Source organism: Geodermatophilus sp. YIM 151500, from assembly GCF_025716945.1.
Taxonomy (GTDB): domain Bacteria; phylum Actinomycetota; class Actinomycetes; order Mycobacteriales; family Geodermatophilaceae; genus YIM-151500.
Map to the genome: position 1 here is coordinate 217,038 of NZ_JAOVZT010000006.1, position 19,138 is coordinate 236,175.

Here is a 19,138-nt window from a genome sequence, read left to right on the forward strand (position 1 = left end):
CTCAAGCCGACGGCCGTTCGGACCGATCCCGGCGGCGTGGCCCTCCTCCGCCGTCTGCGCACCAGCAGCCTGCTGCTGCGTTTCGGCGTGCTCAGCCTGCTGCTGACCCTGGGCGTCGGTGCGCTGTTGTCCACGGTGCTGAGCCGGTCGATCACCGAACGGGCCCGCGAGCAGGCGGAGTGGACGGTCATCAGCACCGTCCGGCTGGGCCTCCAGCCGCAGTTGCACCCGTACGACCTGACGAACGGCTTCGACCCCGACCGGCTCGACCGGGTGCAGCGCGCGGTGCGGGCCGCGGAGGACAACCTGGACGAGGGCGGGGCCTTCGACGACCTGGACCCCGTGGCGCTGAAGATCTTCGACGCGGACGGTGAGGTGGTCTGGGCCGACGACCACCGCCTGATCGGCCAACGGTCGGAGTCCGACGAGCTCGCCGCCGCCCTGCGCGGCCACGTCGTGTCCGGCTTCACGACCGGCACGGACGACGCCGTCGAGGATCCGGACGGCGGGCGGCTGCTCGAGGTGTACGTGCCCATCCGGTACGAGGGGTGGCCGGAGCCCTCCGGCGTCATGGAGCTGTACCTGCCCTACGCGCCGGTCGAGGCGGCGATCGCCGAGGACGTGCGCACGCTCACCCTCGTCCTGGCCGGCAGCCTGGCCGTCTTCTACGGGGCTGTCTTCGACCTCGTCGCCCGGGCGTCCCGACGCCTGCGGCGGCAGACCGAGGCGCTGCGGATCTCGGCCGACCGCAACCGCCACCAGGCGATGCACGACGCGCTCACCGGGCTGCCCAACCGGGTGCTGCTGCGCGACCGCACCGAGCAGGCGCTGACCGCGGCCGCACGGTCGGCCGGCGAGGTCGCCGTCCTGCTGGTGGACCTCGACCGGTTCAAGGAGATCAACGACACGCTCGGGCACTCCTACGGCGACGAGCTGATCTGCCAGATCGGTCCGCGCATCCGGTCGGTGCTCCGCGAGGGCGACACCGTCGCGCGGCTGGGCGGTGACGAGTTCGCCGTCCTGCTGCCGACCGTGGACGGCGCCGCGGAGGCCCGCGTGGTCGCCGAGCGGCTGCGGGCGGCGCTGCACCGACGGTTCGCCGTGCAGGACGTCGCCCTCGACGTGGAGGCCAGCATCGGCATCGCGCTCTCCCCCTGGCACGGCACCGATCCCGAGGAACTCCTGCGCAGCGCCGACATCGCCATGTACGAGGCCAAGGAGGTCAAGGCCGGGGCCGTGCTCTTCGCCCCCGAGGTGCACGTCGCCGGCCCGTCCCGGCTCACCGTGCTCGGCGACCTCCGCGCCGCGCTCGAGTCGCGGGACGAACTGTTCCTCCACTTCCAGCCCAAGGTCACCCTCGACGGCACCCGGGTGGAGGGTGCGGAGGCGCTGCTCCGGTGGCGGCAGCCGGACCGCGGGAACGTGCCGCCGGCGGAGTTCGTGCCCGTCGCGGAAGGCACGGGCATCATCATCGACCTGACCGAGCGGGTGCTCGGCCTCGCGCTCGGCCAGCTGCGCGAGTGGTCGGACGAGGGTCTCGCCGTCCCGGTGGCCGTGAACCTGTCCGCCCGGTGCCTGCTCGACGCGTCGCTGCCCGACCGGGTGGCCCGGCTGCTGCGGGCGCACGGCGTGCCGGCCGGCCTGCTGCGCCTCGAGGTCACCGAGAGCGCGGTCATGAGCGACGTCGCCCGGTGCACGGACGTGCTCCAGCGCCTGCACGACCTGGGCGTCTCGCTCTCGATCGACGACTTCGGCACCGGCTACAGCTCGATGGTGCACCTGCGCCGGCTGCCGGTCGACGAGCTCAAGGTCGACCGCTCGTTCGTGCTCGGGATGACCACCAGCTCGGCCGACGCCGTCCTGGTGCGCACCGCGGTCGACCTCGGGCACAACCTGGGGCTGACCGTCGTCGCCGAGGGCGTCGAGGACGAGGAGCACGTGGCGGCGCTGCGTGCGCTCGGCTGCGACCTGGCGCAGGGCTACCACTTCGCCCGGCCGATGGCGGCGGAGGCGCTCACCGCCCTGCTGCGGGAGGCGCGGGCCGGCACGGGGCGCGCGCTGCCGGTATCCGCCGCCGGTCCGGTCGCGGTGTAGCGGTCCGGGGCCTCCTCCCGCCGGCCCCGGGAGGAGAACCGCCGGCCGGAGGGCGGCGCGGGCGGCGGTCGCGGCGATCAGCGGATCAGCGGACGAGCCCGCCGGCGGGGTCCGGCTGCGGCTCGTCCCGCCGTGCGGCCGCGGCCTCGACCGAGGCCGTGCCCTGCCGGACGCGGACCGCCAGCACGGCCCCCGTCCCGACCAGGAGGACGCCGGCGACCGGACCGATCGGGGTGCCGGGCGGCGCCACGATGCCGGTGAGGACGCCGACCAGGTGGCCCAGCACCAGCCAGCGGGGCACGCTGCGGGCGACGAGCAGCGCCGCGCCGAGGAGCAGGCTGCTCACGACGGCCGCCAGGAACCCGACGGGGATGAGGGCGAACTCCGGCGTCGCGACGAAGGCGTCGGCGAGGGCCACGGCGGCGTCGTCGTCGATCGGCGCGGTGGCGGCCAGCCGCAGGACGCTCGCCTCCGCGATGAACGAGACGGCCAGCGCGAGCGCGGCGACGACCGACACCGCGACCCCGGCCGTCGCCAGCCGCTGGATCCGCCCGCCGACCAGGGAGCGCAACCCCACGGCCGCGGGGACGAGCAGCAGCGCGCCCACGGCGGCCGAGAGGTGGACGGCGGACCAGGTACCGGGGGACTCGGCCGTTCCGTGGAGCAGACCGTGCCCGGAGAGCTCCACGGGCGGGTGCAGCAGCGTGTTGACCGCGATGAGCACGGGCTGGGCCACCACGGCGATCGCGAGCACGAGCGAGCCTCGGGACGGGACGGGATCGGACACGGCCTACCTCCTCGGGAGGTCGTCGGGGGACGGCCACACCGTCGCGGCCGACGTGTCCCGGGGGGAAGGGCGCAGGTGTCCCGATGCGACCGGGGCGAGCGGTCCCGCTCAGCCGGCCCCGAGCCCCGCATCGCGGGCCCGGGCGACGGCCTCGCCGCGGTCGGTCACGTGAAGCTTGCCGAAGACGTTGGACACGTGGTTGCGCACCGTCTTCTCCGACAGGGACAACCGCTGCGCGATCGCCGGGTTGGTCAGCCCGTGAGCAACCAGGTCGAGGACCTCCCGCTCGCGGTCGGTCAGCCCCGGGAAGGGCGCGGGAGGTCGGGTGCTCCCACCGGCGAACCAGGCGAGCACCCGGGCCGCGATGCCGGCGCTGAAGACGACCTCACCGTGGGCCACCGTCTCCAGGGCGCGGGCGATCTCCCGCCGGTCGGCGCCCTTGAGCAGGTAGCCCCTGGCCCCGGCGCGCATCGCGGCGAACACCGGCTCCTCGCCCTCGAGCATCGTCAGCACCAGCACCGCCGTCTCCGGGGCCCGGGCAACGATCGCGCGGGTCGCCTCGATGCCGTTGAGGCCGGGCAGGTTGAGGTCCATGACGACGACGTCCGGTGCCAGCTCGACCGCCCGCTCGACCGCCGCGGCGCCGTCACCGGCCTCGCCGACGACCTCGACCCCCGTCAGGGATGCCAGCGCGGTGACCAGGCCGTCCCGGTAGAGGGGGTGGTCGTCGACGACGAGCACGCGCACCGTCACGGCGCCTCCAGCGGCAGGACGACCTCCACGCGCGTGCCCGGGCCGGGCTCCCGGCGGGCCACCACGCAGCTTCCGCCGAGCTCCGCGGCGCGTGCCCGCATCGAGGCCAGCCCGACCCCGGGCACCGATGCGGCGGGGATGCCGGTGCCGTCGTCGTCCACCCGGACACGCAACGTGCCGGCGGTGCGCCGCACCTGGACCTCGATCCGGGACGGCGCGGCGTGCCGGGCCGCGTTGGCCACCGCCTCGGTGACGATCCGGTAGGCGGCCACTTCCGCGGCGGCGGGCAGCTCGCCGATGTCGGCGGCGGACACCTCGACGGTGGTGCCGGGTGCGGCGAACCGGGAGCCGAACTCGCGGAGGGCACCGCCGAGGCCCAGGTCGTCCAGCGCAAGCGGGCGCAGCCCGCTGACCACGCCCCGCACCTCGCCGACGGCGGTCTTGAGGCCGGGCACGACGCGGTCGAGCACCGCGACAGCGGCGGCCGGGTCCGCGTCGACGAGGTCGCGGGCGGTCTCGGCCTGCAGCGCCAGCGCGGCCAGTGACGGGCCGAGCCCGTCGTGCAGCTCCCGGTGCAGCCGCCGCCGCTCCTCCTCGCGGGCGGTGACCACCTGCTCGCGCGAGTGGTCGAGGTCGCGGGTCAGCAGCACGGTGCGCACGGCGACGGCGGCCTGCCGGGCCAGCCCGGTCAGCAGCCGCCGCTCCTGCCGGCGCATCCCGCCGGGGCGGACGCCGACCACCAGGCGGCCGACGTCGGTGCCGCCATAGGTGAGCGGCACGGTCTCGATCGGTCCCTGCCGCCGGCCGTGCGCGACGACCTCGCCGTCGGCGAGCTCCACGGCGACGAAGGGCAGCCGCAGCGCGGTGGCCACCGAGGCCACCAGCTCCGGCAGCACCTCGTCGGTGACCGCGTCGGCGTCGCGGGTGGCCTCCAGTCGCGCACCGAGCCGGCCGAGCAGCGCGTAGGGCTCCTCCCGGTCGCCGTGCACCAGCCGGTTCACCCCGACCCGCAGCCGCCGCAGCAGCGGCTCGGCCAGCAGCGCGACCACCGCGGTGACCACGATCGGCGCGCCCGTGGTGGGCCCGAGCAGCCAGCCCAGCAGGCCGACGACGGCGACGTAGGCGGCGAGCACGCACGCGGTCAGCGCGCCGTAGACCAGTGACCGGCTGATCGCCACGTCGGCGTCCCACAGGCCGTGCCGCAGCGCCGCCACGAGGCAGGCGGCCGGCAGCGGGACCATCGCCAGCGCGGTGACCAGCGGCCCGGCCGCGAAGCCGGCGGCGTACAGCAGCACGGTGGCGACCCCGCCCAGCAGCAGCCACTCGAGCTGTTCGCGCTCCTCGCCGGCGGACGCCCGCCAGCGGCTGAACAGGGCGGCGAAGGCGGCGGCTACGGCGCCGACGGCCAGCAGCGCCACCGGGACGGCGACCCAGCCGGCGACCACCCAGTCGGCGCCGAACGGGTTGCGCGCTCCGGCTGCGACCAGGTCCGGCGGGGCCCAGTCGTCATAGGGGGTGAGCGCCCAGGACGCCGCCGTGGTGACGACCGCGGTCAGCGACAGGGCGAGCGCCGGGCGCCAGCGCGGCGACGGCAGCCGGCCGTCGGGCAGCAGCAGCGGCAGCAGCGTGCCGAGGGCGACCAGCGACGCCGACCACAGCCAGACCGACGCCCACAGCGCCACTGCGGGGAGGGCGCCGGCCTCTCCCCGGGCGAAGGCGCCGACGCCGTACTCCGTGGTCAGCAGCGCGAGCGCCTGGGTGGCGCCGATGCCGAGCAGCAGCCACCCGGTGATCGACCGCGGGCGGGCACGCGCGAGCCAGGCCCCGGTCGTGCTGTAGGCCAGCGCCGCGGTGCCCTGCATGAGCCACCAGTCGGTGACCCCGGCGGTGATCGGCCCCGGACGGTCGGTCAGGTGCAGCACGCCGCCGGCCAGGGCGGCCAGCACCGCGGCGCCGCCGAGGGCGATCGGCACGGACCCGGAGACCCTGGGCCGGGGCGCCGCCCACCGCAGGCGCACCGCCGACGGAACGATCACCGGCCCATGGTGGAGTAGCGCGGCTCCGGCGTCACGGGACATCGCAGCGGAGCGGGTGAAGGGAATCGAACCCTCACTGTCAGCTTGGGAAGCTGATGTTCTGCCATTGAACTACACCCGCGGGTGCCCGACAGACTACCCGGCCCGCGCCGACGCCTCGACACGGGCCGGGCGGCGTCGTCAGATCGCGACGCCGGTGCAGGAGGCCGAGCAGTCCAGCGACCAGATGCCACCGAGGGCGGCGAACCGGGACGAGCGGACCAGACGCTCACCGGCGGGGCCGCTCCGCACGACGGGGCCGGCGTCCGTGCCGGGCGCCGAGCCGTCGCCGGGCTCCTGGCCCGTGTCGGGCTCCGAGCCGTCGTCGGGATCGGTCCCGTCGTCCGTGCCGGGGTCCGTGCCGCCGGTGCCCGGACCGGTGCCGCCCGGGCCGGGATCGGTCCCGTCGGCGGGGTCGCCGCCGTCCGTGCCTGGGCCTGCTCCGCCGGGTCCGTCACCCGGGGCGGGAGCGTCCTCGGCGTACGTCAGCGCCCGGCTGAGCACGGTCGCCCGCCGGTCGGCCGACCAGATCGCGACGTCGTAGGCGCCGGCCACGCGTGCGGGAGCCCGGAAGACCAGCTTCGTCGTCGACGCGCTGACCACCTCGGCGGTCGCGCTGGACCCGACGAGCACCGTCGGCTCCGCCGGCAACGCCCGGCCGGTCACGGTGACCAGCGTGCCGCCCGCGGTCGAGACGCGCGTCGGGCTCAGCGACGTGACCCGCCACTCGCCGACCTCGGGGTAGGTGCGCGTGCCGCCGTCGGCCGGCGTCCCCGGCGTCACGGGCGAGCCACCGGTGCCGGGCGGCGGGGTGGTGCCGCCGGTACCGTCCGGCGTGTCCGGTCCGGACGGCGGCTCGCCGCCGTCCTCCCCGCCGGGCCCGGTGCCGTCGCCGGTGCCGGCATCCCCGCCGGTGCCGGGAGCGCCGACCGGACCGGATCCGCCGCCCGCGCCGGGGCCGACCGGCCCGTCCGCGTCCTCGCCGTGGCCGCTGTCGTCGCCGCCGGTGCCCGGAGACGTGTCGAGGTCCCGCGGTCCTCCGGTGCCGCCGGGGGGCGTCGGCAGGGGGGATGTGCCCGGATCGGGCGCGGTCGTCCCGCCGCCCGGCGGTGTGCCGGGCACGGTGCCCGTCCCCGTCCCGGGCGGGGTGCCCGGTGACGTGCCGGGGGAGGTGTCCGGTGACGTGCCACCCGGCGCGGACGGCGGCTCGGCCGCCGCACCCACCAGCAGCGGCGCGGCGTACGTGCGACCGACCGGCTCGCCGTCACGGTGGAGCTGCACGGTCAGCACGTACCGGCCGTCACCCAGCTGCACGGTCGGCGACAGGCGCAGGCCCTCGACGCCGCTCCGGCTGCCCAGGGGGAACACCGCGTCACCGGCGTCGTCCGTCGCGACGGTGACGCCGTCCAGCGTGACGTCCTTGCCGGACAGCGCCCAGATCTCCCCGGCGGTCTCCATGCCGAGGCCCAGGGCGACCGAGTACGCGCCTTCGCCGTCCGGGCCGCTCGCGCCGATCACCGGCGACACCTCCCCGGCCGGCGCGGTCATCGACGAGAACGCGTAGCGCACCTGGGAGGCGCTGGCACCGGCCAGTGCCGCCACGGAGAGCCGGCCGCCGGTGACCGACCGGCCCGCGAACGCGGGCACGGGATCGACGTCGGCCAACAGCGCCTGCTTGATCTCCTGGGCACCCGCCGCCGGCAGCGCCGACCGGTGGAGGGCGACGGCGGCCGCGACGAGCGGGGCCGAGAAGGACGTGCCGTCCAGGAGCCCGTATCCACCGGTGTCCGTCGTGACGAAGACCTGGGTGCCCGGCGCGAACAGGTCGACCGACGTCGCGCCGTAGGCGGAGAAGGAGCTCACCGTGTCGGCGGCGGTCGAGGCGCCGACGGTGACGACGTTCGCGTCGGTGAGGCTGGCCGGGTAGGAGACCTGCGTGTCGCGGTTGGCGGAGTCGTTGCCGGCCGCGGCCACGACGAGCACGTCGTGCGCCGCCGCGTAGGCCACCGCCGAGCGCAGCGCTCCCAGCGCGGTGCCGGTCACCGCGCCGCCCCACGAGGCGTTGATGACGTCGGCGCCGTGGTCGACGGCGTAGCGGATGGCCTCCGCGCCGAGGAAGACGTCCATGGTGCGGCCGCCACCCACCACCAGCGGCATGATCGTCGTGTCCGGCGCGAGGCCGGCCAGCCCGTGGCCGTTGCCCGCTCGGGCGCCCACGACACCGGAGACGGCCGCGCCGTGCAGGCCCATGCCGCCGTTGTCGACGTCGGGCGAGTGCGCGTAGAAGTTCCAGCCGTGGCAGTCGCCGGCCTTGCCGTTGCCGTCGGTGTCGACGCTGCCGCAGGGCTCGTCCGGATTGGTCCACAGCGAGCCGGCCAGGTCGGGGTGGTCGGAGTCGAAGCCGCTGTCGATGACCGCGACCACCGTCCCCGCCCCCGTGGCGGCGTCCCACGCTTCCGGTGCGTCCACGTCGGCGTCGGCGACGGCCGGCTGCCCGTAGGCGTTGCTGCCGGTGTTGTCCAGGTGCCAGCCGTAGCCCGCGAAGTAGGGGTCGGTCACCGCGCCGAGCAGCGGCAGGGAGACGGACGGCTCGACACCGGCCACGCCGGGCACCGAGGCGAGGTCGCCCGCGGACAGGTCGTCGGTGGCCACCAGCACGCGGCCGTCGCTGAGCGCCTGGGCGCTGACGACGCCGTCCACCGTCTCGAGGGCTGCCGGCAGGTCGCTGCCGGCAGCCGTCACGACATAGCGGGTCAGGCCGTCGCCCTCGCCCAGGTCGGTGATCACCGGGACGGCGGGGCCGGCCAACGCCGCCCAAGCCGCCGCCCCGGCGTACCCCGCGACCGCTGCCGCCGTCAGCAGCACAGCCTGTGCGCGCTTGCCCCTCATGCCCGTCCTCCGGACGCGACCGCCCCGGCCCCTCCGGTGCGGGCCCGCGGTCCGGCGGGCAGGCGTCGTCCCAGCGGAGAGCGGCAGGTCGGGGACGGGACCTGAGCCGTCCGGCCGTCCGCTCACCCGTGAGGAGGAGGGACGCCGCTTCCCTACACTCCGGCGCATGCTGCTGAGCGACCGCGACATCACGGCCGCGATCGCCGAGGGCCGCCTCGGCATCGAGCCCTACGACGCGGCCCTGGTGCAGCCCTCGAGCATCGACGTCCGGCTCGACCGGTTCTTCCGGGTGTTCAACAACGCGCGGTACACCCACATCGACCCGGCGGTGCAGCAGGACGACCTCACCACGCTCGTGGAGCCCGACGGTGACGACCCGTTCGTGCTGCACCCCGGTGAGTTCGTGCTGGGGTCGACGTTGGAGGTCGTCACCGTCCCCGACGACCTCGCCGCCCGCCTCGAGGGCAAATCGAGTCTAGGCCGTCTCGGATTGCTGACGCACTCGACGGCGGGCTTCGTCGACCCGGGGTTCTCCGGGCACATCACCCTCGAGCTGTCGAACGTGGCGAACCTGCCGATCACGCTGTGGCCCGGCATGAAGATCGGCCAGCTGTGCCTGTTCCGGCTGACCACGCCCGCGGAGCACCCCTACGGTTCGGCGGTCTACGGCTCGCGGTACCAGGACCAGCGCGGGCCGACGCCGTCCCGCTCGTTCCGCAACTTCACCCGCGCGGAGACCCGCCGGCCGGTGTGACGGACCCGTCCGGTCGGGCGGACGACGCGGCGACGGTGCGCGTCACGGGGCGGCGGCGGTGGTCGGCGGGATGGTCGGCGGGATGGTCGGCGGGATGGTCCGGGGGAGCGTGCGGGGCATCCGGTGCCACACGCTGCGCTGCACGGCCAGCGTGCCGGTGGCCGCCACGACGATGCCCACGAGGTTGATGCCCAACTGGGTCGCGGCCCGCACGAACTCGCCGCCCCCGCCCAGGGCGAGCGACAGCGCCATGTCGGCGGCGGCGGGCACCGTGGTCACCGAGATGAAGACGCCGACCAGCGCCCCGCTCTTGGCCGACGTCAGGGAGAGCACGCCGGCCACCCCGGCCAGGATGGCCACCACGAGCGACCACCGGTCCGGCGACGTGATGAAGCCGGTCTCGGGGCGCTCCACGGTGAGCAGGCCGCGGTCGATCCAGCCGAGGGCCCGGGCCAGCAGCGCGGCGAGGGTGGTGAGCAGGATCGCCAACCCGAAGCCAGCCAGGAGCGACACCGCGGCACGGCGGGTCATCGCGCGCCGGCCGGAGACGACGCCGACGGCGAGGGCGGCGAGCGGTGCGAACTCCGGGCCGAGCACCATCGCACCGATGGTGAGGATCGCCGAGTCGTTCACGATCGCGATCGCGGCCAGCAGCGTCGCGATGGACAGGAACGCCAGGTAGGCCACCGACAGCGTCGACTCGCCCGCCGTCGTCCGCACCACCTGCTCCCAGACGACGGCGTCCGCACCCTCCCCGGGCGCCTCCTCCTCGGCCCGCTCGGCCGCGCGGGAGACCGCCGCGTCGACGGCCGAGATCGACAGGCCGCCGTCCCGGTCGACGTGCAGCCGCCGCAGGTCGGCCACGAGGCCGTCGGCGGACTCCCGGGCGACGTCGGCGAGCAGCAGGTCGCCCTCCGGGGCCAGCGACGCCCCGGGCAGGACGGCGACGTGCGCGGTGCCGGGGCACCGCTCGAACAGCTCGCGGACCTCGACGGCGCGGTCGGATGGCACGGTCACCCGCAGGTGGAGCAGCACGGGGGCTGTTCCTACCGGACGTCGGCCGGGGCCGAGAGGGCGCGGCGCTCGCTCAGCTCGTCGTGCCGCGGTCGACCGGGCCGCCGTGGCCGGTGACACCCGGCTCGGTCAGCGCCGACCGAGCAGAGGGGTCGTCGGCGCCCGGGGTGCCGACCTCGGCGCCGTGCTCGGTGCCCGGGGTGCCGACCGGGGCCAGCGACCGCAGCAGGATCTGGCTGACGTCGAGCACCTCGACGTGCTCGCCGGCCTCACCGTTCTGCTTCTTGGTGGTCAGCGCGTCGGACAGCATCGTGATGCAGAACGGGCAGGCGGTGGAGATGACGTCGGGGTCCAGCGCCAGCGCCTCGTCGGTGCGCTCGACGTTGATCCGCTTGCCGATCTTCTCCTCCATCCACATGCGCGCGCCGCCGGCGCCGCAGCAGAAGCCGCGGTCCTTGCAGCGGTGCATCTCCTGCGTCCGGAGGCCGTCGACGGCGCCGAGGATCTCCCGCGGCGGGGTGTACACCTTGTTGTGCCGGCCCAGGAAGCACGGGTCGTGGTAGGTCACCTTGCGGTCGACGGGCGTGACGGGGGTGAGCCGCCCCTCCTCGACCAGCCTGCCGAGGAGCTGGGTGTGGTGCACGACGTCGTAGTCGCCGCCGAGCTGCGGGTACTCGCGGCCCAGCGAGTTGAAGCAGTGCGGGCAGGTGGCCACGATCGTGCGGCGGCCGGGCTCCCGCCCCTCGAAGACGCCGTCCAGCGTGGCCACGTTCTCGGCGGCGAGCATCTGGAAGACGAACTCGTTGCCCATGCGGCGGGCCGGGTCACCGGAGCAGGTCTCGCCCGAGCCGAGGACGGCGAACTCGACGCCGGCGGTGTGCAGCAGCTCGGCGACGGCCTTGGTCACCTTCTTGGCGCGGTCGTCGATGGCGCCGGCGCAGCCGACCCAGAACAGGTACTCGACGTCGTCGTCCAGCGGCCCGTCGGCCCGCCGCACCTCGAAGTCGAGGTCCTTCGTCCACTCGTCGCGGGTCCCCGGGCTGACGCCCCACGGGTTGCCGCGGTTCTCCAGATTCCGCAGCATCACCCCGGCCTCGCTCGGGAAGCTGGACTCGATCAGCGTCTGGTAGCGGCGCATGTCCATGATGTGGTCGACGTGCTCGATGTCGACCGGGCACTGTTCCACGCAGGCGCCGCAGCTCGTGCACGACCACAGGACGTCGGGATCGATGACCCCGCCCTCCTCGAGCGTGCCCACCAGGGGGCGGTGCGCCTGCGCGTCGTTGGTGCCCGGGATGCGCGCGTACCCGCTGGTCCAGGCCTGCTCGTCGCTGGGCCGCAGGACGTCGAAGTCGGGGGCGGTCTCGCTCGCCGTCCGCTCGCCGAGCAGGTACGGGGCCTTCGCGTACAGGTGGTCCCGCAGGTCCATGATCACCATCTTGGGGCTGAGCGGCTTGCCCGTGTTCCACGCCGGGCACTGGCTCTGGCACCGCCCGCACTCGGTGCAGGTGGTGAAGTCGAGCATCCCCTTCCAGGTGAAGTCCTCGACCTTGCCCCGCCCGAAGGTCGCGTCCTCGTCGGGGTCCTCGAAGTCGATCGGCTCCCCGCCGCTGGTCATCGGCTGCAGCGGGCCGAGGGCGACGGCGCCGTCCGCCTCGCGCTTGAAGTAGATGTTGAAGAAGGCGCTGAAGCGGTGCCAGGCCACGCCCATGTTGAGCAGCCGGGCGATCACCATCAGCCAGACCAGCGAGACGACGACCTTGACGAACGCCAGGACGCTCACCAGGTCGGGGGCGTCCGGGAAGACGCCGGCGAGCGCGCTCGACACCGGGTGGCCCCAGGCGGGCGTCTCGTCGAGGCCGGAGGCGATCTTCGCGGCGTGGATGCCCAGGATGCACAGACCGATGACCAGGACGACGGCCTCGACGAAGTAGCCGCGCCCCTGGTTCGAGCCCGCGAACCGGCTGGCCCGGCCCTGGCGGCGCGGGTGGTCCTTCTGGCGCCGGTAGATCAGGTAGAGGATGCCGAGCACCGTGGCCGTGCCGATCAGGTCCACGAAGAGCGTCCACAGGAAGAAGTCCCCGATCAGCGGAACGTGGAAGCCCGGGTCCCACACCTCGCCGAAGGCCTGGACGAGGGTCAGGAACAGCCCGTAGAAGCCGACCATCACGAACCAGTGCGCGACGCCGATGGTCGACCACTTGAGCATCCGGGTGTGCCCCAGCGATTCGACGAGCAGCGTCTTCAGGCGCGTCTTGACCGGGCCGAATCGCGTGCCGTCGGGCTGGCCGGTGCGGATGATGCGGACCATCGCCCGGACGGCGCGGTAGGCGTACACCACCGCGACGACCAGGAACAGCAGGCTGACCGTGCCCAGGACGGTCTGCAACGGGTCCATGGCTCTCCCTCTCCCCGCGTCGACTCCACGGCCGTCGACCGGGGGACCGACGAGCGGTCCGGCGGGTCTCGCCGACCGACCTCTCCCGCACGATAGCTCCCGCCGGATGTCGTTACTCACGGGTAACCACCCGTCCGCGGCGCCGGGTGGTCGCCGTCCGCGGCTGGCGGGGATCACGCGTCCGCGGCGCAGGGTGGTCGCCGTGCGCGGCTGGCGGCAGCCCACCCGTCCGCGGCGCCGGGTGGTCGCCGTCCGCGGCTGGCGGCAGCCCACCCGGACCGCCTCACCCGGGACCGCGGACCCGACCACCGCGCGTGGTGCCCGACCTCACCCTGCAGCGTGAGGTCGGGCACCACGGGGAGTGGTCGGTCACGCCGACCGGCGACGACCCGCCGTCCGGCGTGTGGCCGTGAAGCGCCGGTCCGCGGGAGGCGGACGTGACAGGGCCCGGCGCAGGTGCGCCTCGGCGCGCGGCCAACCGCGACCCACGTGCGCCCTGGTGAGGCGGACGACGCCGATGTCGAGCGCGCGGAGCTCGTCCTCGCGCCGCTTCTCGTCCCACAGCACCCGACCGGCGTCCCGCCACGGATCGGTGTACTTGACCAGACTCCTCGTACCAGGCGTCGACGACCGCGACCACCTTCCCCTCGGCGCGGATCTCCACCTGCAGCTCGTCCGGCGCGAGTTCCGCGCCGACCAGCCGCAGCCGCCCGAGCGTCTCGAGCGGCGACTCCGCCCGGCCGTCGGCGAGGTCGACGGCCCGTCTCGCCTGGGTCGCCCCACGCCACGACTGCTGGGACGTCGCCACCTGTCGCAGTCCGGCCGACGTCGTCGCCCCCGCCAGCAGGGCCGCATCCATCGCGACGACGGCGTCCTCGAGCGGCCACTCGCGTGCGCAGTCGACCAACGTCCTCGCCGCCGACGTGAGGCGGTACGGCCCGCGCTCCCACACGTGCTCCGGTGGGAGCGGCGCGCAGGCCATGCGGTAACCGGGTCGCGACCGCCACTGCGCGGGGTCGGTCAACCGGACGGTCCGGTCGAGACCCGTCCAGACCGGCCAGCCGTGCAGCCGGGCGGCCGACCCGTGGCTGATCACCGCGGTCGGCCGGTCGAGCGAGAGCTGGACGGCCAGGCACGCCGTCGCGTGGGACCGGCCTGCCGGCGTCGCGGCGAGCTCGGCGGTCGTGAAGACGCCGCGCCGCAGCCGCACCCAGGTCCCGGCCGAACAGAGGGCGCGGATCTCGTCGTGCCCGTGGCCCGCACGGCGGGCGTCGGCGGAGGTGAACAGGCCGGCCTGCCGTTCGGCGGCCGCACGCAGCAGCGGGTGCACGGTGGCAAGTGTGTCGGCCGCGCGCCGCGGGTCCGCGTGGTCGCCGGCCGCTGTGGACGACGTGGTCCTCCGTACGGACCTCGCCTGCCGGTGCCCGACCTCGCGCTGCAGGGTGAGGCCGGGCACCGCGACGTGCGGACGGCGGACGGCGTACGGCGGACGGCGATGGTCAAGAACATCGTGCGGACGGCGCACGCGTGCGGACGGCGGACCACGGACGGCAGACGCGATCCGCGAACGCATGCCGTTCGGCACCTCGGGAACACCCGCGCCGGACGTGCCGTTATCCTCGGCAGGAAAGTTGAGTGCACCCGGCGCAAGGCGGGTATCGCTCGGCTCGCTCCAGAAGCCAGCACCACCCCCGGCACACGAGAAGCACGGAAGAGAGGCCCCTCCATGGTTCGAGCGGTCGGTATCGACCTCGGCACCACCAACTCCGTCGTCACCGTCCTCGAGGGCGGTGAGCCGACGGTCATCGCGAACTCCGAGGGATCGCGCACCACGCCGTCGGTCGTCGCGTTCGCCAAGAACGGCGAGGTCCTCGTCGGCCAGTCGGCCAAGAACCAGGCGGTCACCAATGTCGACCGCACCATCCGCAGCGTGAAGCGCGAGATGGGCACGAGCTGGAAGTCCGCCGAGATCGACGGCAAGCAGTACACCCCGCAGGAGATCAGCGCCCGCGTGCTGCAGAAGCTCAAGCGGGACGCCGAGACCTACCTCGGCGAGCCGGTCACCGACGCGGTCATCACCGTTCCGGCCTACTTCGAGGACGCGCAGCGCCAGGCCACGAAGGAGGCCGGCGAGATCGCGGGCCTGAACGTCCTGCGCATCGTCAACGAGCCCACCGCGGCCGCGCTGGCCTACGGCCTGGACAAGGGCGAGACCGAGCAGACGATCCTCGTCTTCGACCTCGGCGGCGGCACCTTCGACGTCTCCCTGCTGGAGATCGGCGAGGGCGTCATCGAGGTCAAGGCCACCGCCGGTGACAACCATCTCGGCGGCGACGACTGGGACGAGCGGATCGTCAAGCACCTGGTGCAGACGTTCAACGCGTCCAACGGCATCGACCTGTCCAAGGACAAGCTGGCCATGCAGCGGCTCCGCGAGGCCGCCGAGAAGGCCAAGATCGAGCTGTCCGGCGCGCAGTCGACCAACATCAACCTGCCCTACATCACCGCCGGCGCCGAGGGTCCGCTGCACCTGGACGTCACGATCAGCCGCGCCGAGTTCCAGCGGATGACGCAGGATCTGCTCGAGCGGACGCGGGCGCCGTTCAACCAGGTCATCCGCGACGCCGGCATCAAGGTCGGCGACATCCACCACGTCGTCCTCGTCGGTGGCTCGACCCGCATGCCCGCGGTCACCGACCTGGTCCGCGAGCTGACCGCCGGCAAGGAGCCCAACAAGGGCGTCAACCCCGACGAGGTCGTCGCCGTCGGTGCCGCCCTGCAGGCCGGCGTCCTCAGGGGCGAGGTCAAGGACGTCCTGCTGCTCGACGTCACCCCGCTGTCCCTGGGCATCGAGACCAAGGGCGGGATCATGACCAAGCTCATCGAGCGCAACACCACGATCCCGACCAAGCGCTCGGAGATCTTCACGACGGCCGACGACAACCAGCCGTCCGTGCAGATCCAGGTGTTCCAGGGCGAGCGCGAGATGGCGGCCTACAACAAGAAGCTCGGCATGTTCGAGCTGACCGGCCTGCCCCCGGCACCGCGCGGCGTGCCGCAGATCGAGGTCTCCTTCGACATCGACGCCAACGGCATCGTCCACGTCACCGCGAAGGACCTGGGCACGGGCAAGGAGCAGTCGATGACCATCACCGGCGGCTCGGCCCTCCCCAAGGACGACATCGAGCGGATGATGAAGGACGCCGAGGCCCACGCCGAGGAGGACCGGAAGCGCCGCGAGGAGGCCGAGACCCGCAATCTGGCCGAGTCGCTGCAGTACCAGACCGAGAAGTTCCTGGCCGAGAACGGCGAGCGGATCCCGGCCGACAAGAAGGAAGAGCTCGGCGAGGCGCTGACCGAGCTGCGTTCGGCGCTCGGCGGCTCCGACATCGCCGCGATCAAGGCCGCGCAGGAGAAGGTCGCCCGGGTCTCCCAGGAGGTCGGCGGCGCGCTGTACGCGCAGCAGTCCGAGGCCACGGCCGGTGGCGCGACCGGCGCCGCAGGTGAGCCGACCGGCTCGACCGGTCCGACCGGTGACGGCCGGCCGGGTGCCACCAGCACGGACGACGACGTCGTCGACGCCGAGATCGTCGACGAGGACGCCGACCGCCGATGAGCGAGCCGCAGGAGGATGCGCCGCGGGTCGTCATCCGCGACAAGCGCCGCATCGACCCGATCAGCGGCGAGGTGCGGGCGCCGGCCGGCGGGCAGCCGGCCGGCGCCCGGCCCGGTCCGTCGGCCGGGGCTCCTCCCGCCGCGAACGCCCGAGAGGACCAGATGAGCGAGCAGGACACCACCCTGGCCGAGCAGCAGCCCGCGGGCGCCGAGGCCGACGGCGACCTCGTCCGGCAGTTGGCGGAACGCACCGAGGACCTCCAGCGGGTCACCGCCGAGTACGCCAACTACCGGCGCCGCGTCGACCGCGACCGGTCCCTGGTGGCCGACCAGGCCGCCGAGCGGTTCGCCGTCCAGCTGTTCCCGATCGCCGACGACATCGAGCGGGCGCGTGACCACGGCGACCTGACCGGCGCCTTCAAGGTGGTGGCCGACCGCGTGCTCGGCCTGCTCGACGGGTTGGGCGTGGAGCCCTTCGGCGTGGCGGGCGACCCGTTCGACCCGGCGATGCACGAGGCGGTCATCCACGACACGTCGACCGAGGTCGACGTCCCCACCGCGACGACGGTGCTGCGGCAGGGTTTCCGCCGCGGCGAGCGGGTGCTGCGGACGGCGATGGTCGCCGTCAGCGACCCGGCGTCGCCGGCGGCCGCGCCGGGCGGGCAGGTACCGGCCGGGCAGCCCGGCGAGCCGCCCGCCGAGCCCTCCGCCGAGCCCGCCGCCGCCCAGCAGCCGGACACCGTGCAGCCCGAGGGACCGGCCGCGCCGCCGGCCGGCGGCGCGGCGGGTGAGCGGCCGTCCGGCTGAGCGCGCCCGGCACCTGCACCGCGGGTGGGCGGCTCCGGCCGCCCGCCCGCACCGTCATGAGGAAGGGGGCGCCGGGTGAGCACCCGGGACTTCATCGAGAAGGACTACTACGCCGCACTCGGCGTTCCCAAGGACGCCGACGCCGCGGCGATCAAGAAGGCCTACCGCAAGCTGGCGCGTGACCTGCACCCGGACAAGAACCCGGGCAACGCGGACGCGGAGACCCGCTTCAAGGAGGTCTCCGAGGCCTACGACGTGCTGTCCGACGCCAAGCGCCGAGCCGAGTACGACGAGGCGCGCCGGCTGTTCGGCGCCGGGGCCCGCGGCGGGTTCCCCGGTGGCTTCCCGGGTGGCGGGGCCGGTGGCTTCCCCGGTGGGAGCCAGCCCTTCGACCTCGGGGACCTGTTCGGCGGCGCGGGCACGGCCGCCGGGGGTCGGGGGACCGGCGGGCTCGGCGACCTGCTCGGCGGGCTGTTCGGCGGCGGGGGAGCGGCCACCGCGCGGGGCCGCGGGACCGCGGCCGGCCCGGCCCGCGGTCAGGACGTCGAGACCGAGGCGACGCTCTCCTTCGAGGAGGCGGTGCTCGGGGTGACCGTGCCGCTGCGCATGCAGAGCCCGGGCACCTGCCCGACCTGCGCCGGCAGCGGTGCCCGCCCCGGTACCAGCCCGCACACCTGCCCGGTGTGTGCCGGCGCGGGCGTCACCAGCCGCAGCCAGGGCGCGTTCGCGTTCTCCGAACCGTGCCGCAACTGCCGCGGCACGGGCCGGGTCGTCGACGACCCCTGCCCGACCTGCACCGGCAGCGGCATCACGACCCAGACGCGCACCATCACCGTCCGCATCCCCGCCGGCGTGAAGGACGGACAGCGCATCCGGCTCCCCGGCAAGGGTGCGCCCGGCCGCCGCGGCGGTCCGGCGGGCGACCTGTTCGTCGTCGTGCACGTCAGCGAGCACCCGCTGTTCGGGCGGAAGGGCGACGACCTCACGCTCACCGTGCCCATCACGTTCGTCGAGGCCACCCTCGGGACGACGCTGACCGTGCCCACCCTCGAGGGCAGCGTGTCGCTCAAGGTCCCGGCCGGGACGGCGAGCGGACGCACGCTGCGGGTCCGCGGCCGTGGCGTCCCCGGCAAGGGCCGCGCCGGCGACCTGCTGGTGACCGTGGAGGTCGCGGTGCCGGTCCGGTTGACACCCGACCAGCGGGCGCTGCTGGAGAAGCTCGCCGTCGAGATGGACGAGGACCCCCGTCCGCAGATCACCGCAGCCGTGCGCGAGGGAGGTGCCCGGTGAGTGACCTTCGCGAGACGGCGCGCGCGCTCGCTGAGGACGCGCCGGTCTTCGTCATCTCCGTCGCCGCGCAGCTGGCCGGCATGCACGCGCAGACGTTGCGCCAGTACGACCGGCTGGGTCTGGTCAGCCCGGGCCGGACGCCGGGCGGTGGCCGGCGGTACAGCCCGCGGGACGTCGCCCTGCTGCGCGAGGTGCAGCGGCTCTCCCAGGAGGACGGCGTCAACCTCGCCGGTATCAAGCGGATCATCGAACTCGAGTCGCAGGTCGAGGCGCTGCAGGCCCGGGTGCGCGAGCTGCTCGCGGAGCTGGAGGCCGCCGAGAGCCGGCGGATCGCCGCCGAGACGGCGATGCAGGCGACGGTCCAGGCCGGGTACGGCCGGGGCGATCTCGTGCCGATGACCCCGCGCACCAGCGCCCTCGTCATCTGGCGCCCGGAGCGCGGACGGTAGCTGCACGACCGACGACGCCGGTCCTCCCGATCACGCCACGGCCCCCGCAGGGCAAGGCGCTCTGCGGGGTCGGGCGCGGGGACGGGCCCGGAGGGTTCTCCCCGGGTGCGGCGGAAGGGCTCGACGCACCCGGGGGACGGCACGTGGCCGCGGTGCCCTCGCCGGGCGAGGCGCTCTGCGGGGTCGGGCGCGGGGACGGGCCCGGAGGGTTCT

Annotated in this window: 13 protein-coding genes and 1 tRNA gene; 6 read left to right on the top strand and 8 right to left on the bottom strand. The window is 74.7% G+C overall.

The window, feature by feature from the left end; all coding sequences use genetic code 11:
* Positions 1-36 precede the first annotated feature (36 nt).
* Complete coding sequence (locus tag OF117_RS12640) at positions 37-2,094, top strand: putative bifunctional diguanylate cyclase/phosphodiesterase (RefSeq protein WP_263553198.1); 2,058 nt, start codon at positions 37-39, stop codon at positions 2,092-2,094.
* A gap of 85 nt (positions 2,095-2,179) precedes the next feature.
* Here the strand turns inward: OF117_RS12640 and OF117_RS12645 are convergent, their stop codons facing one another.
* The 5 genes from OF117_RS12645 to OF117_RS12665 all read right to left on the bottom strand — a co-directional run bounded on the left by OF117_RS12645 (position 2,180) and on the right by OF117_RS12665 (position 8,598).
* Entirely contained in the window at positions 2,180-2,881 is a 702-nt protein-coding gene (locus OF117_RS12645) for a hypothetical protein (RefSeq protein ID WP_263553199.1), read from the bottom strand.
* 108 nt (positions 2,882-2,989) lie between these two features.
* The gene (locus OF117_RS12650) at positions 2,990-3,634 is read right to left on the bottom strand and encodes a response regulator (RefSeq protein WP_263553200.1); all 645 of its coding nucleotides are present in this window, start codon (positions 3,632-3,634) and stop codon (positions 2,990-2,992) included.
* The gene (locus OF117_RS12655; RefSeq protein ID WP_263553201.1) at positions 3,631-5,670 is read right to left on the bottom strand and encodes a sensor histidine kinase; all 2,040 of its coding nucleotides are present in this window, start codon (positions 5,668-5,670) and stop codon (positions 3,631-3,633) included. Before OF117_RS12655 ends, OF117_RS12650 begins: the two co-directional genes overlap by 4 nt.
* Before the next feature lie 50 nt (positions 5,671-5,720).
* A tRNA-Gly gene (locus OF117_RS12660) sits at positions 5,721-5,791 on the bottom strand.
* A 59-nt stretch (positions 5,792-5,850) separates the two neighbouring features.
* Positions 5,851-8,598: a S8 family serine peptidase gene (locus tag OF117_RS12665; protein WP_263553202.1), complete on the bottom strand. Its 2,748-nt coding sequence runs from the start codon at positions 8,596-8,598 to the stop codon at positions 5,851-5,853.
* A gap of 166 nt (positions 8,599-8,764) precedes the next feature.
* On the opposite strand from OF117_RS12665, the gene dcd reads away from it, so the two are divergent.
* Entirely contained in the window at positions 8,765-9,352 is a 588-nt protein-coding gene (dcd, locus tag OF117_RS12670; RefSeq protein WP_263553203.1) for a dCTP deaminase, read from the top strand.
* A 42-nt stretch (positions 9,353-9,394) separates the two neighbouring features.
* Here the strand turns inward: dcd and OF117_RS12675 are convergent, their stop codons facing one another.
* From OF117_RS12675 to OF117_RS22260, 3 genes are all read right to left on the bottom strand, one after another.
* The gene (locus tag OF117_RS12675; RefSeq protein WP_263553204.1) at positions 9,395-10,387 is read right to left on the bottom strand and encodes a DUF389 domain-containing protein; all 993 of its coding nucleotides are present in this window, start codon (positions 10,385-10,387) and stop codon (positions 9,395-9,397) included.
* Between the two features lie 52 nt (positions 10,388-10,439).
* Complete coding sequence (locus OF117_RS12680; RefSeq protein WP_263553205.1) at positions 10,440-12,764, bottom strand: (Fe-S)-binding protein; 2,325 nt, start codon at positions 12,762-12,764, stop codon at positions 10,440-10,442.
* 283 nt (positions 12,765-13,047) lie between these two features.
* On the bottom strand, positions 13,048-14,337 hold the full coding sequence (locus OF117_RS22260) for a type IV toxin-antitoxin system AbiEi family antitoxin domain-containing protein (RefSeq protein WP_411969450.1): 1,290 nt from the start codon (positions 14,335-14,337) through the stop codon (positions 13,048-13,050).
* A gap of 153 nt (positions 14,338-14,490) precedes the next feature.
* On the opposite strand from OF117_RS22260, the gene dnaK reads away from it, so the two are divergent.
* The 4 genes from dnaK (at position 14,491) to OF117_RS12700 (ending at position 18,925) form a co-directional block, all read left to right on the top strand.
* Positions 14,491-16,380 carry a molecular chaperone DnaK gene (dnaK, locus tag OF117_RS12685; protein ID WP_263553206.1) on the top strand — a complete coding sequence of 630 codons (1,890 nt, stop codon included), beginning with the start codon at positions 14,491-14,493 and terminating at the stop codon, positions 16,378-16,380.
* Entirely contained in the window at positions 16,377-17,186 is an 810-nt protein-coding gene (gene grpE / locus OF117_RS12690) for a nucleotide exchange factor GrpE (RefSeq protein ID WP_263553207.1), read from the top strand. Before dnaK ends, grpE begins: the two co-directional genes overlap by 4 nt.
* Before the next feature lie 75 nt (positions 17,187-17,261).
* Complete coding sequence (gene dnaJ / locus OF117_RS12695; RefSeq protein ID WP_263553208.1) at positions 17,262-18,476, top strand: molecular chaperone DnaJ; 1,215 nt, start codon at positions 17,262-17,264, stop codon at positions 18,474-18,476.
* Positions 18,473-18,925, top strand: a complete 453-nt coding sequence (locus OF117_RS12700) for a heat shock protein transcriptional repressor HspR (protein WP_263553209.1) — start codon at positions 18,473-18,475, stop codon at positions 18,923-18,925. The genes dnaJ and OF117_RS12700 overlap by 4 nt, the downstream gene beginning before the upstream one ends.
* The last annotated feature ends 213 nt before the right edge of the window (positions 18,926-19,138 follow it).